Genomic DNA, 14,428 nt, shown 5'->3' with positions numbered 1-14,428 from the left:
ATTATCGTAAATGGATGTTAAGATTTTCCGATTACTATTAAGATAATGAAAGATGGCTGCTGGAAAGTAGGGTGAAAAATGGATAATTATTTTGTGCTCGTTGTTGATGATGAAAAGGAAATACGGGACGTAATCGAAATTTATTTGAAGAATGAAGGCGTTACCGTGTTAAAAGCAAAGGATGGAATTGAAGCGTTAGAGATCATAAATGATCACCAAATTCATCTCATTATTATGGATATTATGATGCCCAGGCTTGACGGAATTGCCGCTACATCCCAAATTCGCGAGAAGAAAAACATTCCAATCCTTATTTTGAGCGCAAAAAGCGAGGATAGCGATAAAATATTAGGCCTCCATGTGGGTGCGGATGACTATGTCACAAAACCGTTCAATCCAATGGAGCTCGTTGCCCGCGTAAAATCCCAGTTGCGAAGGTATGTTGCTCTGGGTACTTATGAAGGCATTAAAAAAGTGATTGATCTTAAGGGGCTTATATTAGACAAATCTGCCAAAGAAGTATCGGTCCTCGGAGAACCGGTGAAGCTTACGCCTATAGAATATAAAATCGTTGAATTATTGATGACGAACGCCGGCCGGGTGTTCTCGATCAATGAAATCTATGAGCGGGTATGGAAGGAACCTGGCTATAACGCGGAAAATACGGTAGCCGTTCACATCAGAAAAATTCGCGAGAAAATAGAAATCAATCCGAAGAATCCAACTTATTTAAAGGTGGTATGGGGAATTGGTTATAAAATTGAAAAATAGATTAAACCTTGGCTTCTGGGCTATTATGTTTACGTTTGGCCTAAGCGGACTCTTAGTGGTATTTACTTTCGGCAGCAATTATGTTCATCGCGACTATTTTCACACGCCTGAATTTCGAAGCGAGCTCGATCTATTTGCTCAGTATTTAAACATGTTCGAGCTAAACAGCATTACTTTTGAGGAAGCGAAGCAATCCATAACGGTTTCTGAGGATGAAATCAATGATTATCGGAATGGGTTGGGAAATATAACGAATCTAATTAACTCCCTCAAAGGCGATTATCAATTGCGGATTGATGAAGCATCATTAGGAGATAATCAAGAGGCTGTGGACATCTACATAGCAGAAAGAGATAAACAGATCGAAGATATAACAAAAATATTCAAAAGCAATGAGTATGCCCGCGCAAAGGTTATAAATCAAAAAGAAGAGGAACTGAAAGAGTATTACAAGGAGAGAGAGCAATACCGCACGGATTTTTTAAGATACATAAATCAATTTCAATATTACTTTAAGAGCAGCCTTACCGATAAAGTCTATACAAATTCGAGTGTTGTCGATGATGAATCGGTTAAAGACAAGATGAACTCCAAAAACATGCTATTTATGACAAGCTATTCTATTCCAACAAAACAACCGATTTTTTATTCGATCCCGGCACATGATCAACGGGCAGAAACATTTATCCCGTTCAAAGGGGAGTTTGCGGTAACCAGAGACTTATCCTCAACGAGCTCCGTTATGATCGAATACAAGAGATACAAACAGGAACAAATAACGTTATGGGTATATACTTTGGCAAGTTTAGCCGCGCTTATTCTATGTATCGTCTTCGGAAAGAAAGCGATAGCTATTCCTTCAGTAGTTGAAAGATGGACTACCTATTACAATAGGTTGCCAATTGATGTTCGGGCATTATTTATTACCTTAACGAGCGTTGGAACCATATGTTTACTTTTTTTTATAAGAGATCAATTTATTTATGCATACGAGAATCCATTTGATTACGGCTGGAATATGTTTATCGGTATAGCTTTTGCCTCGTTATTTTTGGTTATTACCATTATTCAGAGCAAAATTTTTGCGGTATATTTTAAGGATTGGCCCTATATAAAGAAAGAATGGGAAAAGGGTCTTTTGAATAAAGCGGGGCAGAGCGTAAAGTCGCTATATAATCAGGCAAAACGCAGCCTAACAGACGCTTTTCTGAATAAGAGCACGGGCGCGCAGATGTTTATTTTATTGATGATCGTATTTGGTCTGGGTTTAGCGGGAATGATGATGGGCTTGCATCCTGGTTTTATTCTCTTATATGTCATACTGTTTGCAGTAATAGGTCTTCCAGTCGTGTTGCTCTTGATTATCAGAATCGGGTATTTTAACCGGATCGTAATAAAGACGAATGAGCTGGCTGTAGGAAATCTGGGTCAGGATCTGCCGATATCAGGAAAATCTGTTCTGGCAACGCTCGCTGAAAATATCAATGGGTTAAAACAAGGAGTAAAAACGCTGCAGAACGAACAGGCAAAGAGCAAACGCCTTAAAACTGAACTGATTACAAATGTAAGCCATGACCTTCGGACACCGCTAACCTCCATCATTACGTATACCGAGCTATTAAAAAAGGAAGATCTATCAAGTGGGGATAGGATAGCCTACGTTGAGATTATTGACAGAAAATCAAAACGGTTAAAGGTGCTGATTGATGATCTGTTTGAAGTTTCGAAAATGGCCAGCGGAAATGTTGAATTAACCAAGGAAAAGGTCGATCTCGCCCAGCTTTTACAACAGGCGCTAGCGGAATATGATAACATGATTAACGATTCCAGTCTTCGATTCCGGATTACGAACTCTGAAGAGCCGGTATATGCCTTTGTTGATGGACAAAAGCTATGGCGTGTCTTTGATAATTTAATTGGAAATGTCCTAAAATATTCACTGGAAAACTCACGCGTTTATATTACTGTACGAACGTTGAATAATCATGCGATTATTGCGTTTAAGAATGTATCAAAATATGAGATCAGCGAAAATATGGATGAGCTGTTTGAACGGTTCAAACGCGGAGATTCGTCACGTCATACAGAAGGCTCTGGCCTTGGGCTGGCCATAGCGAAGTCAATCGTGGATCTTCATGAAGGCAATCTTGATATTGAAATTGATGGTGATTTATTTAAAGTACGTATTTCCCTACCTTTAGATCGTCCTGCGCAGTCTATTAGGTAGAGGAAGAGGGAGGGGGACGTTTTGCCGGAAGATAGCGATACGCTGAAATATGTGTCTTCGCTCTGCTCCGCCGATTTCCGGCGGGTGATGGAGGAATACGGAGACGATGTGTGGAGCTACGCCTACTTTTTGACCGGAACAAGGATACCGCCGACGAGCTTGCTCAAGAGATGTTCGTTAAAGCGTTCAGGCGGCTTGCCTCCTATCGCGGCGAAAGCTCGGTGAAAACGTGGCTGCTGGTTATCGCCCGAAACAGCTGGTATACGTGGCGAAGATCGGCCTTTATGCGCAAAATCGCGCTTGTCGGTCTGCAGCCTGCCGGCGGCAGGCCTCTCCCGGTACCTATGTGGCGGCGATTACAGCCGAGTACCGGATGAAGGACGGGGTGCTCGTTCCTTCATGTCATCAAGCCATTCTTTTTCCGGGTGCTGATGAAGCGGGAAGAAGCGGTGCTGCGCATCGTCGACGGCCGGGTTTACGCCCCAATCCGATTTTTCTCGGAAGCGATCGGCGCCGACGTTAAATGGGAGGCGCCGATCCGAACGGCAAACATTGCGCGCTCGGATGATTTTATCCGATTTTACGCGTCGGGTATTCTGTGGCTGAACCGGGAATCCGGCGACCTGTACTCGGCGAAGGACGACTCGTCCAGACACAACTTCCTCAAGCTTTTGAGAAAGTTGTGCTTCTTCTCTGTATAATAAACGCAACGAATCAAGCCGTTTCGAATTGGCTGTCTTTGTTCAACTAGCGGGCAGGTTAACGACAATAAAAGGTCGAATTCTATGAAGAGTAAGAGGCGCAATTTCATAATAATCCACATGGGAGGAGAAAAGAAATGGCTGAGGTTCTTCTATTTCACCACGCATTGGGACTTACAAACGGTATTCACACCTTCGCGGACGAGCTTAGAGGGGGAGGGCACACTGTACATGTGCCTGACCTTTTCGAGGGTCACTCGTTTACCACTATCGAGGACGGCATGGCCTATGTCAAGGAGATTGGGTTCGAAGAGATTATGGAGCGCGGTGCGCGTGTGGCCAGTGAGTTACCGCGTGAGATTGTCTATGCGGGGTTTTCGCTCGGTGTATTGGCAGCCCAGAAGCTCGCTCAGACCCGTGAAGATGCCCGTGGCGCGTTATTCTTTTACTCCTGCGTTCCGACCTCTATGTTCGGCTCCCCCTGGCCAGCGGATCTGCCAGTACAAATTCACGGCATGGACGCTGATCCCTATTTCGTAGACGAGGGCGACATTGAGGCGGCACATGAGCTCGTGGCGTCAGCCAATCATGCCGAGCTCTTTTTGTACCCGGGCGATCAACACTACTTCGCCGACAGTAGTTTGTCGTCGTATGACGCTGAAGCGACGGCGCTGCTGTTGCAGCGCGTACTCGAATTCCTCCGGCAGCTGGATAACTGAGCTGCTTGCGCACAGAAGGGGGTAGACCTTGGCCATTCCGGCACGAGGACGCGAGTTTCCTGTTAGGGAAGGGGACAGACTCCTGCATACGGTTAGTCAGTTAAGCTAAACGTGGAACAATAGTTCAATCAGACATGAAGGCAGCCATCCAGAACAGTCGGCCGCCTTCATGTCAGCTAACGGGCAGGCTGGTTTAAACCTGATATATGTCTGGGAGAAAGGATCATTATTATGAATATACTATGGGATTTTGATGGAACATTGTTTGATACCTATCCAGCCTATTCCGACATATTTTACGAAGCATTGCGTGGTTCGGTTACCAGGCAAGAAATTTTATCACAATTAAAGGTTTCATTTAGCCATGCCGTAAGTCATTTCAATCTCTCAGACCAACAGGTGAAAAAAATGTTTATTATGGAATCAAGCCTTCATCCAGAGAAAACCCCGCCATTTCCACATGTAGAGAATATCCTGAAATCCGCCAATGCAAATGTAATCATGACCCATAAACCACGATTAGAAGTATTGAATATGTTGAACTATTACAATATGGCGGGATATTTTAAAGAACTAGTAGCAGGTGACGATGGGTTTTCAAGGAAGCCGGATCCCGAGTCCTATATATACTTGCATAATAAATACAATATAGACCTGGTTATTGGAGACCGTGAAATAGATATTCTACCAGCTAAAACCCTTGGCATAAAGACCTGTTTATTTCAAAATAAAACGGGTGGTGCTGATTTTTATTTAGAAAATTATGAAGATTATTTTTTAATAAACCTTTGATCTCATCAAGTAGAAATTGAAGATCGGCAGCTGCGCTTAACGGGCAGCATCCAAATAAAAACGCGGTATGGGGTGATATGGTTATAAATAAAATTGATACAGTCATTTTTGACTTAGACCAAACATTGCTTGATAAAGACCAATCATTATTAAACTTTGCAGATTACCAATATGAACAGTTCTCTCTATTCAGATTTATTCCGGATAAACCCAAATTTATGGGGAAATTCTCGGAACTAAACAATATTATAATGCCTAAAGAGGAAGTTTATAAAAAGTTAATAGACATTTTTAATATCGAAAAGAGTCTGCGCGCTAAATTGCTTGATGATTTGAATCATAATTTTCATGTGTACAGTGCTGGATTCCCTGGACTGCATGAGATGCTTGAAACATTAAAGGAGCGAGGGTATAAATTAGGAATAATCACAAATGGAAGGGACTTTTACCAACGGAACAAAATTACCGCTTTAGGATTGTCGGATTATTTCACTGACATCATTACATCAGGTGCGGTCAATATTAAAAAACCTGACCATGCAATATTTCAAATGGCTTTAAAAAACTTAAAGTCGTCGAGTATGTGCACAGTATTTATTGGGGATAGTCTCGAGGCTGATATCATTCCTGCTAAGGAGCTTGGGATGTTCACAATTCTAAAAGGCAAGGATTGTTCTTTTACACATCCTGATGCAATTTGTGATAACTTAACGGAGATACCGGATATTATAAATCGTTTATCTGTATTGTGAATTGAACTAACGCAGCAGGAGCTTGCCGCGCGGCGGCTCCTTTTTCGTTTTGTTGAAGTAACGGGCAGGATAACGGCGAAGGCACCACGAAATATTGAAATTGTAAGTCCTGAATAAGGCTAAGATCAGGTGAGGGAGAAGGGCAGAATAGCTTCTAGATAACGGAGTAGAACTAACGAGAACCTGGGAGGTACAGTGATGGCCGATAAGATATTTGAAGAACCGAGGCTTGCAGATGTTTATGATTTGTTTGATTCGCCAGAACGTCCGGATCTTGACCTTTATATTGCACTAACAGAAGAGTTCGATGCTCAATCAGTGATTGACTTTGGCTGTGGAACCGGGAACCTTGCCTGTCGCCTTGCAGCCCTTGGTAAGGAGGTTGTTGGAGTCGATCCAGCCCTTGCTTCGCTCAATATTGCAAGCTGTAAGGCGTATGCGGATCGCGTAAAATGGTTTCATGGAACAACGGAAATGCTTTCTGGATTGCAAGTGGATCTAATAACGATGACCGGCAACGTCGCCCAAGTCTTTGTAACTGACAAAGAGTGGATATCAACTCTCCGTGCTTGCCGAGGGGCTATACGACCAGGTGGACGGCTTGTCTTCGAGGTCCGGGACCCTGCAATGGAAGCATGGAAGAACTGGAATCGTGAGCAGTCCCATCAGGTGATTGAAGCACCTGAAATCGGAAGGGTCGAGACGTGGACTGATCTCGTTAGTGTGCAATTACCGCTAGTTACGTTCCGGCACACGTTCATTTTTCATAGTGACGGGACGGAACTGACCTCGGACTCGACACTGAGGTTCCGGAGTCAGTCCGAGATTATTGACTCTTTGGCTGCTGCCGACTTACCAGTCGAAGATATTCGAGATGCACCGGATCGTCCTGGGTTGGAATTCGTTTTCATCGCTCGCTGCCCCGACTAAAAGTTTGAACGCTTTGAACTAGTATAATAGGTTTAGCGACAAAAAAACTATTATTTGTATGACCAGTCGCGCGTAAACCAATTGAAACATGTTAAGTGTGGCAAATCAGCCTTTTATGACATGGAAACCTAGATGATCTGAATTTTTAAACAACCTGATAAGCGGATACCTCGTCATTATCCGTTCTTATATTTCAATTTCCCGTTCGGTACCGTTCAATCTCCCTTAGCAACCGATTTATGTTAGAGCGGATATGCGCATTGTCTTCATAAAGTCTACTCAGCATGACACCGCCCTCAATAACTGAGGTAATATAGACGGCCAATTCTTGCACATCAATCTCTTCTATGAATTCGCCTTGTTCGATACCCAACCGAAGAAGAGAACGAACTAATTCTAAAAAATTCCCCATTTCGATTTGCGCCTTTTCCTTTAATGCCGGGTGGGCGTCATCACTCTCGATGGCTGTGTTTAGAACGGGACAGCCACCTGCAAGCGGAGGGCTATCATAAGCATTTTGATAAATCGAAATCACGGCAGACAGCTTTTCAAAAGCCGTTTTACTGTTAACCATGGCATTCACGTAACATACCCTCAATACTGCTGCAGCATGTTCAAACGCTTCTAGGGCAAGCTGATCCTTATTCTCGAAATGATTATATATTCCGCCTTTTTGCATGCCGGTGACACGAGACAGATCCGATATGGAGGAACCAAAATACCCTTTCTGATTGAATAATACGGCAGCTTGTTGGATGATAAAATCCCTTGTCTTTTCCCCTTTTCTCAATGCCATCCCCCTTAAAAAACCAATCGTTCGTTATATTGATTATAAAACATATGAGGTTCCCGTCATAGGCGTAAATGTATGTAGACGGGCAATGAGAAATATGGTAATTTATATAACGAACGTTCGGTTTTTTTGTGAGGATATGTCCACACATTTTAAATGAGGAGTGAATAAAGCTTATGAAAAAACAATGGTCTGTAGGAATGCTCGTATTTGATCAGGTTGACGCTTTTGACTACGTAGGTCCGTCTGAGATCCTGTCAGTTACTCGGTACAGTGCTCAAGATGTTCAGAAAATGATCTTTGGCTCGGTGGAGGAGCAACATAAGCCATTCCTAGTCCATACGGTATCAGAAACGGGAGGAATGGTAACGGCCAGCAACGGCCTTCGCATTATGGCCGACTACAGCATTGAGAATGCCCCCCAATTTGATATTGTTTTGATTCCAGGCGGATTCCAACCAGTAATCCGCAAACTGATAGCAAATACAAGGTTGATCCTGTGGATTACCGAGCAAATGAAGACTGTAGAATTGATGACATCTGTCTGTACGGGTGCATTCGCTCTAGCTCAAGCGGGGCTGTTAAATGGAAAAAAAGCAACAACCAACCGAAAAGCGCTGGACTCCCTCGCGAAGTATTTTCCAGAGGTCACGGTAATTCGGGATCAAAAGTTTGTAGATGAGGGAAACATTATTACTGCACAAGGACCAGATGCGGGGCTACATTTAACTTTTCATCTTGTCAAACGATTATTGGGTGAAGAAGCGGCTCTCATGACAGCAGATACTGTAGAGTATGATGGCTACGAAAAAACATTTGGTTAACGTTTGAGCAGAAAACCTCCACATGCTATTCAAATTGAATCTGGTGCTCGCTCAACTAACTGGGCACAATAGCTAAATAAACTCGAAGAAACGGCAGTCAGCTAAAGGCTGTCGTTTTCTCACCGATTGGGCAGTTTAGCATTGCAAAAGGGATTGTGATTGAGAACCCGAATAACAAGTAACTACAACAAGAAAAGGTGTACGTTTATGAATGATTATTCGGATTACAAGAAGCGCATGATCGTGGTGACAAGATCGAGGTGCTTGTAAATGTGGTCAATATAGCAGAAGTTAGTGACGGCTTACATGGAGAACTGTTTACAGAAGATGGCTGGTATCACCGTTTCAGTAAATATGGGGCTGCATGAAGGATGAAGTACACTTACGGGGGAACGATAGCACAATATTGAGGAACTGCTGTGCGGCGCTAACGGGGAAGTTGAGCGTGGTGGGGTTTAATGACCTTCGTTGTGAGGCTGGAGCAGAATTGTACATTTTCAATTCCATAAAAAGAAATTAGGCTTCCATTATCAAATGGCAGCCTATTGATGTTTGTTTCAAGATGAGTTATCGCCCTTTTGTTATCAGGTAATAAAAGGCGACGTTTATTGTTATGTTAGTCCTGCAAATAATGTATTCAAAACACGGTTTGCAAATTCAATTCGTTCTTCTTGAGACTCCTCTTTACCTAAAAAGTTCAACTGGAACGCATGTTGAAAGCAACTACCCAGCAATAAATCCGCTGCGGCTCTCGAATCTATTTCCCCTCGGATTCTGCCAAGATATTTCTCTTTCAACAAATAGGCTTCCACGGCTTCGTTAGCCCTGTGCGGACCTTCGTTTCGCAATGTAAAACCTTCTCGGTGACGATGCAAAATTTCAGGTTCCGAGAAAATAGAACAGATCAAGGACATGGAATTGTTGAAATCCTCCAGCGCCGCAAGAGCTACCTGCTCTAAGTTTTTTCGTACCGTTTCGTTACCAGCAAGGTTCTGTAGTGATGTTAAGGTGCTCATAAAATTTTTCAATTGTCCCCGTAAAACATGGAGAAATATATCTTCCTTGCTTCTAAAATGATTATATAACGATCCTTCAGAGCAACCGGCTGCCCGAGCAATTTCCTTAGTCGTAGTTTTGGCAAGTCCGTTTGTTAATAACACTCGCTCGGCAGCTTCAGCTATTTTGGTTTTTAAATCCAATTTTATCCCTCGCTCTATTGACATGGTCTGAAAAGCTGTTTATGCTTACATTATGGGTGAGCACCCACTCAATGTCAAGTAATGTTAATGTCTATTAAAGAAAAGTATGTACCGCAAAATGAGTGTGCACCCACTCATATTTTAGTGAAAGGAGGTTGCTCAACATGAAGTCTCAAAACTATAGCAATTACTTGAGGTTGATTCCGGCTTTTCATTTTTTCCTTGTGCCGCTCGGTTTGATCACGCTGACCGCTGCAACCGTATATCTGTTTATTTCGGGGCGGAGCGAGGGACCGCTGATTGCCTCCCTGATATTCGTATCTCTTTCCCTAATGATCGTCATGACCATGGTATTTTCCCGGATATTTGCATGTAAAGCTCAGGATCGTGCGATTCGCTCAGAAGAAAACCTACGTCACTTCGTACTAACTGGCAAACTGCTCGATCCTCGTTTGACGATGAACCAAATTATCGCGCTGCGTTTTGCTCCGGATGAAGAATTTTTGTCTTTATGTGAAAAGGCTGCGAACGATAGTACAATTCCTGACAGTATCAAGCGGACTATCAAAACATGGAAAGCCGATTATGATCGGGTTTGACGAATTAATAATGAAATAAATGGAGGTATTAAAATGAACAAACTAACCGAATCCTTCAAGCGGACGACCATGAATATGCTGAAAACTTACACACAGCAATATATCGATAACAAATGGCAGCAAGTCTGGGAACAGCATCTAACGGAAATCGAACGGATTTTTGCAAGAGGGGGAGATTCAGCCTATGGCTTCTTCTGCCTCAAACTTTTTCAACCTTTGCAGGCGGAAATAGTTGAAGCAGGATTTATTCCCCGACCGATTTTGCCTGGAACTTTTCCCCAATCGGAAGAGCATTGGGGCCCTTGGGAAGACAGGGAAAGACGATTGTGGAGTGTGATACACCAAGAAAATGGAAGGGAACTGGGAACGCTGGTCACGCGGGTTTTTCATGATCATACCTGTCTGCGTATACCTAGACCGCCGCAAGTCTATGTGATTAGCGAGACCGACCCCATCCTTATTTCACATGTTATCATACACACAGATCCGGAAAACGGCGATTTGATGGACGGAGAGAATAAGTGTTATGCATGACCGACCTTTTCCTCGAATTGCACGTTTCTGTTTTATCGGCTTAGCTTGGCTGTTCGCTGTCTTCGTCGCACTTCAAGTTTTTTTCGCAGGACTTTCTCTATTTGTCGATCCGACCTACTGGAATACCCACATAAGTTTTGCTAGATATTTTGCGTTCCTTCCTCTTATTATGACTGTGTTGGCATGGGGTGCTCGTTTGCCCCAAAAAACAATCTGGAGAAGTGTCGGATTATTTGGGATGATTATCGGTATGTTTCTTACGGCTATATTATCATCAAGGATCGGTGTATTATCAGCGCTTCACCCTGTAATCGCCCTTATGCTGTTCTGGGGTTGCGTGGAGATCATCCGCTCCTGCCACAAAACAATTCAATGATCTGTTTGATGAAGATATACCTCTGGACTACAAATCAGATAACTGTATAGAGATAGAACAATACTGGAACCGGATAAAAAGACGACTCCTTAAGGAGAAAGTAATTGAGAGAGTAGGTCATTTTAAATTATCGGAACCTCCAAGTCATATAATTGATGAATCAGTGGATCAATTAATAAAGTCTGAGACCAGTTTAGGACTTGTATATAAAGGAAGAACCAGTCTGTTCCTTGATCCAAAAGATTACCATAAACAAAAAAATGAGGGACATGAATTGAATTATCTAAATGATGAAAGAAAGAACTTGCTTTGCCAATCGAGACTGTAGATGCATTGTCATGGTCCATTCTACCCTTGACTATGAGGGAGAATATCTATAAATTTACTTTAAATGCCATGTGCAATATTACTGAACTCAAAAGAAGAACATGCAGCCTGTCCAAGTCATAAGACCAGCCGCTTGTTCTTTTTTTGCTTCAAAATAATATCCAGGGAGCTGCTGAACATGGAAATCGCTTTACAACGATTTACACGCAAGTCATGTCTAATTGCCGCAATCATTCTAATCGCCTCGCTGATTTTGCCGATATTTCATCATGACGCTCATGCCTTGAGCAATGACGGTGCAGATTATCATTTCGAGAGTCCCTATTACGGCGTAATGGAGACGGACGAGGCGGTCACACTGAAGGTCTTGCGAACGACCGGTACCGAAAGCGCTGGCACTGTTCAATACGTTTTGGGATTTTCGGGAACTTTAGGTAACGCTCTACCGGGAGTCGATTTTGACGGACAGGCCGCTCAAGGCACCTTGATCTTTGATCCCGGAGAAACCTCCAAGACCATCACGATACCGATTTACGACGATGTCTTGCCGGAAAATACCCAATCCAAACCGGGTACTCCTACAAGACAGGCAGAATTATTAACCGTAGATCTATATGTTCAGTCGATACCTTATGCGATATCGTCAACGACCATCTGTATATGGGATGACGATTGGGGGCAATCCGAATCTCCCGGTTCGCTTGTATTCCTGTACGAATTCGATTCCGTTAGCGAAGCGGCTGGAGCATACAGCCTCTTTGTGAGCCGTATGAACGGTGCACACGGCCAAGTGACAGTCAACTATACGACCAGCAGCACTGCCACGAATTCCGACTCTCCTTATCAAGCAGCGGAAAACGAGGATTACATGCCAGTTAGCGGGACACTCACCTTCGCAGAAGGGGAGTGGTGGAAAAAAATAGAGATCCCGATCACAGACAACGATGCGAAGGAAGATGTTCGATTATTCCGTGTCCAACTCAGTAATCCCAGCGGGGGAGCAACGCTGGATAACTGGTCGAATATATCAATCGAGATTACAGAAAAAGGAGGCCGTCCTACTACAGCGCTGGCAAATTGGTTTGAGTTTGATGTTTTTTCCGACCATGCAAATGAAGGAAAAGACAACATGATACATGTAATACGGAAGAATCCAACCGATGATGAGATTCTCGTCGACTATGAGACTTTTGACGGTACGGCTCAGAGCGGGAGTGATTATGAGCACACCTCCGGCACGCTGATTTTCGCACCCGGAGAAACGGAAAAGTGGATTACAATTCCAGTCACAAATGATAGAACGGTCGAAGACATGGATGAAAATTTTGGAATAAGACTAAGCAACCCTACAGGGGGAGAAGCTATTATCCCAGGTGCAGAAAAATATATTGAGATTATTGATATATTCAATCGAATTTCATTCGCCAATCACACCAACAATGTAATTGAGGAGGAGGGCATGGCCAACCTCAGACTTATTCGCTCCGGGAATACGAACGGCAGGCAGACCATCCATTATTACACGGTACCAGGCTCGGCAACAAGCGATGATTTCACTCCGGTCTCAGGCAACATTACCTTTGAGAGTCAAGAGTGGAGCAAGACGATTCAGATTCCCATCCTGGATGATAATCTGATTGAGTATAAGGAACAGTTCCAGGTCTTGACATCGAACGGATCGGGAACGGATGTTGTCATTTTCGATGAAGATCATCTTAAGTGAGCAGAGCGGGTATCAAGTAAATTGAGTCCTCTTCCCGGCTGCGGCTGAGACACGAAAGAGCGCCGGGTTAACTGCCCTTCATCGGAAGCTCAAGAGGAATAATCAAGATTCAGGTGGGCCTTAAAGGGGATCCCTGTCCAGACCCGGGACATCCTTTTTTCGAGATTGAGTTTACCTCGTGAAGCTGAGATAAACTACGGGATTAAGCTAACTGGGCACGTTAATGAGGAGCTAGCCACGCGGCAGCTCCTTTTTCGTCTGTTGAAGTAAGGGCAGTTAACGTTAACGAAAAAATAAAACCGGCACAATTATGTGCCGGTTTAACCAATAATGCCAAATAAGGATGATCCCTAAAAAAGCCATAGATACATAATAGTGTATAAAAAAATTCAACATAAGTCTATTACTTTTTTCGCATTAATTGTATGTTAATTAAGCGACCGCGGCGCAAAAACGATAAGGGAGATTAAACATAGAGCCACATGTCATTTTACCAAAGAAGGAGAAGCCCTGCATGATTACACTCAGAAAAATCACGCTGGAAAATCGACGTTCCATATTCAACCTGGAAGTCTCAGAAGATCAACGCCGCTTCGTTGCGTCCAATCTGTCAAGCGTGGCTTCGTGTTATGTCCTTGCAACCAATGGGGGACATCCATTTCCGTTTGCCATTTACGCGGATGAACAACCGGTCGGTTTTGTTATGATAACTTATAGAATCACCGGGTATGAACGCCCGACAATCGCAGATGACAGCTATTGCATCCTGCGACTGATGATTGGCAAGCAATACCAAAACAGGGGCTACGGTCGGGAAGCCATGAAAAAAATTTTGGAATTTATCCGCACCTTTCCGGCAGGGCCTGCGCATTACTGCTGGATTTCTTATAAGGCTGATAACGTGGCCGCCAAAAAGCTTTATGAAAGCTTCGGCTTCCGTGACAACGGCGAAATCTTCGAAGATGAGCTAATAACCGCATTGCGACTCTCCAATGCACCATTTGGGGTATGCACCTCATGAAAGCTAAATTGTATCCATTTCTGAGTTCTTAGGGTTCAACCAACGGGCACAAGAACTCAATAAACCACCAGAATGAGGCTGCTGGCTAAATCGGCAGACTCATTCTGTTAAGTGGGCAGGATAATGAAATATAACCTTTT

16 protein-coding genes are annotated in these 14,428 nt (G+C 43.4%); 14 read left to right on the top strand and 2 right to left on the bottom strand.

The window, feature by feature from the left end; all coding sequences use genetic code 11:
- The first annotated feature begins 78 nt into the window (after window positions 1-78).
- The 8 genes from AC0YOA_RS20180 to AC0YOA_RS20145 all read left to right on the top strand — a co-directional run bounded on the left by AC0YOA_RS20180 (window position 79) and on the right by AC0YOA_RS20145 (window position 6,892).
- Complete coding sequence (locus AC0YOA_RS20180) at window positions 79-771, top strand: response regulator transcription factor (RefSeq protein WP_475788124.1); 693 nt, start codon at window positions 79-81, stop codon at window positions 769-771.
- The gene (locus AC0YOA_RS20175) at window positions 749-2,998 is read left to right on the top strand and encodes a sensor histidine kinase (protein ID WP_475788123.1); all 2,250 of its coding nucleotides are present in this window, start codon (window positions 749-751) and stop codon (window positions 2,996-2,998) included. The genes AC0YOA_RS20180 and AC0YOA_RS20175 overlap by 23 nt, the downstream gene beginning before the upstream one ends.
- 110 nt (window positions 2,999-3,108) lie before the next feature.
- On the top strand, window positions 3,109-3,375 hold the full coding sequence (locus AC0YOA_RS20170; RefSeq protein WP_475788122.1) for a sigma factor: 267 nt from the start codon (window positions 3,109-3,111) through the stop codon (window positions 3,373-3,375).
- A 54-nt stretch (window positions 3,376-3,429) separates the two neighbouring features.
- Window positions 3,430-3,699, top strand: a complete 270-nt coding sequence (locus AC0YOA_RS20165) for a stalk domain-containing protein (protein WP_475788121.1) — start codon at window positions 3,430-3,432, stop codon at window positions 3,697-3,699.
- Between the two features lie 137 nt (window positions 3,700-3,836).
- Window positions 3,837-4,418: a dienelactone hydrolase family protein gene (locus tag AC0YOA_RS20160; protein WP_475788120.1), complete on the top strand. Its 582-nt coding sequence runs from the start codon at window positions 3,837-3,839 to the stop codon at window positions 4,416-4,418.
- Window positions 4,419-4,649: 231 nt separating this feature from the next.
- Window positions 4,650-5,210 (top strand): HAD-IA family hydrolase, encoded by a 561-nt coding sequence (locus AC0YOA_RS20155; RefSeq protein ID WP_475788119.1) that lies wholly within the window; start codon window positions 4,650-4,652, stop codon window positions 5,208-5,210.
- Window positions 5,211-5,287: 77 nt separating this feature from the next.
- Window positions 5,288-5,962, top strand: coding sequence for an HAD family hydrolase (locus AC0YOA_RS20150; protein WP_475788118.1), 675 nt, complete (start codon window positions 5,288-5,290; stop codon window positions 5,960-5,962).
- 198 nt (window positions 5,963-6,160) lie between these two features.
- On the top strand, window positions 6,161-6,892 hold the full coding sequence (locus AC0YOA_RS20145) for a class I SAM-dependent methyltransferase (protein ID WP_475788117.1): 732 nt from the start codon (window positions 6,161-6,163) through the stop codon (window positions 6,890-6,892).
- A gap of 193 nt (window positions 6,893-7,085) precedes the next feature.
- On the opposite strand, the gene AC0YOA_RS20140 is transcribed toward AC0YOA_RS20145, so the two are convergent.
- Window positions 7,086-7,682 (bottom strand): TetR/AcrR family transcriptional regulator, encoded by a 597-nt coding sequence (locus AC0YOA_RS20140; RefSeq protein WP_475788116.1) that lies wholly within the window; start codon window positions 7,680-7,682, stop codon window positions 7,086-7,088.
- A gap of 179 nt (window positions 7,683-7,861) precedes the next feature.
- Here AC0YOA_RS20140 and AC0YOA_RS20135 point away from each other — a divergent pair, with 179 nt between their 5' ends.
- Window positions 7,862-8,509: a DJ-1/PfpI family protein gene (locus AC0YOA_RS20135; RefSeq protein ID WP_475788115.1), complete on the top strand. Its 648-nt coding sequence runs from the start codon at window positions 7,862-7,864 to the stop codon at window positions 8,507-8,509.
- A gap of 611 nt (window positions 8,510-9,120) precedes the next feature.
- Here the strand turns inward: AC0YOA_RS20135 and AC0YOA_RS20130 are convergent.
- A complete protein-coding gene (locus AC0YOA_RS20130; RefSeq protein WP_475788114.1) occupies window positions 9,121-9,708 on the bottom strand; it encodes a TetR/AcrR family transcriptional regulator in 588 nt (195 codons plus the stop codon).
- Between the two features lie 164 nt (window positions 9,709-9,872).
- Here AC0YOA_RS20130 and AC0YOA_RS20125 point away from each other — a divergent pair, with 164 nt between their 5' ends.
- The 5 genes from AC0YOA_RS20125 to AC0YOA_RS20105 all read left to right on the top strand — a co-directional run bounded on the left by AC0YOA_RS20125 (window position 9,873) and on the right by AC0YOA_RS20105 (window position 14,288).
- The gene (locus AC0YOA_RS20125; protein ID WP_475788113.1) at window positions 9,873-10,307 is read left to right on the top strand and encodes a DUF6526 family protein; all 435 of its coding nucleotides are present in this window, start codon (window positions 9,873-9,875) and stop codon (window positions 10,305-10,307) included.
- Window positions 10,308-10,340: 33 nt separating this feature from the next.
- Window positions 10,341-10,841 carry a DUF6022 family protein gene (locus tag AC0YOA_RS20120; RefSeq protein WP_475788112.1) on the top strand — a complete coding sequence of 167 codons (501 nt, stop codon included), beginning with the start codon at window positions 10,341-10,343 and terminating at the stop codon, window positions 10,839-10,841.
- Window positions 10,834-11,217, top strand: a complete 384-nt coding sequence (locus tag AC0YOA_RS20115) for a DUF6220 domain-containing protein (RefSeq protein ID WP_475788111.1) — start codon at window positions 10,834-10,836, stop codon at window positions 11,215-11,217. The genes AC0YOA_RS20120 and AC0YOA_RS20115 overlap by 8 nt, the downstream gene beginning before the upstream one ends.
- A 505-nt stretch (window positions 11,218-11,722) precedes the next feature.
- Complete coding sequence (locus AC0YOA_RS20110; RefSeq protein WP_475788110.1) at window positions 11,723-13,267, top strand: Calx-beta domain-containing protein; 1,545 nt, start codon at window positions 11,723-11,725, stop codon at window positions 13,265-13,267.
- Window positions 13,268-13,781: 514 nt separating this feature from the next.
- The gene (locus AC0YOA_RS20105; protein WP_475788109.1) at window positions 13,782-14,288 is read left to right on the top strand and encodes a GNAT family N-acetyltransferase; all 507 of its coding nucleotides are present in this window, start codon (window positions 13,782-13,784) and stop codon (window positions 14,286-14,288) included.
- Window positions 14,289-14,428: the final 140 nt, after the last annotated feature.

The organism is Paenibacillus sp. JT22N12 (assembly GCF_056269365.1).
The sequence above is the reverse complement of the archived record's forward strand: the minus strand, read 5'-3'. Positions and strand labels throughout refer to the sequence as shown.

What these genes read in the sequence shown, in the direction of transcription:
- AC0YOA_RS20180 (WP_475788124.1), top strand. Translation starts at nt 79, where the DNA reads ATGGATAATTATTTTGTGCTCGTTGTTGATGATGAAAAGGAAATACGG.
- AC0YOA_RS20165 (WP_475788121.1), top strand. Translation starts at nt 3,430, where the DNA reads ATGAAGCGGGAAGAAGCGGTGCTGCGCATCGTCGACGGCCGGGTTTAC.
- AC0YOA_RS20160 (WP_475788120.1), top strand. Translation starts at nt 3,837, where the DNA reads ATGGCTGAGGTTCTTCTATTTCACCACGCATTGGGACTTACAAACGGT.
- AC0YOA_RS20155 (WP_475788119.1), top strand. Translation starts at nt 4,650, where the DNA reads ATGAATATACTATGGGATTTTGATGGAACATTGTTTGATACCTATCCA.
- AC0YOA_RS20150 (WP_475788118.1), top strand. Translation starts at nt 5,288, where the DNA reads ATGGTTATAAATAAAATTGATACAGTCATTTTTGACTTAGACCAAACA.
- AC0YOA_RS20145 (WP_475788117.1), top strand. Translation starts at nt 6,161, where the DNA reads ATGGCCGATAAGATATTTGAAGAACCGAGGCTTGCAGATGTTTATGAT.
- AC0YOA_RS20135 (WP_475788115.1), top strand. Translation starts at nt 7,862, where the DNA reads ATGAAAAAACAATGGTCTGTAGGAATGCTCGTATTTGATCAGGTTGAC.
- AC0YOA_RS20125 (WP_475788113.1), top strand. Translation starts at nt 9,873, where the DNA reads ATGAAGTCTCAAAACTATAGCAATTACTTGAGGTTGATTCCGGCTTTT.
- AC0YOA_RS20120 (WP_475788112.1), top strand. Translation starts at nt 10,341, where the DNA reads ATGAACAAACTAACCGAATCCTTCAAGCGGACGACCATGAATATGCTG.
- AC0YOA_RS20115 (WP_475788111.1), top strand. Translation starts at nt 10,834, where the DNA reads ATGCATGACCGACCTTTTCCTCGAATTGCACGTTTCTGTTTTATCGGC.
- AC0YOA_RS20110 (WP_475788110.1), top strand. Translation starts at nt 11,723, where the DNA reads ATGGAAATCGCTTTACAACGATTTACACGCAAGTCATGTCTAATTGCC.
- AC0YOA_RS20105 (WP_475788109.1), top strand. Translation starts at nt 13,782, where the DNA reads ATGATTACACTCAGAAAAATCACGCTGGAAAATCGACGTTCCATATTC.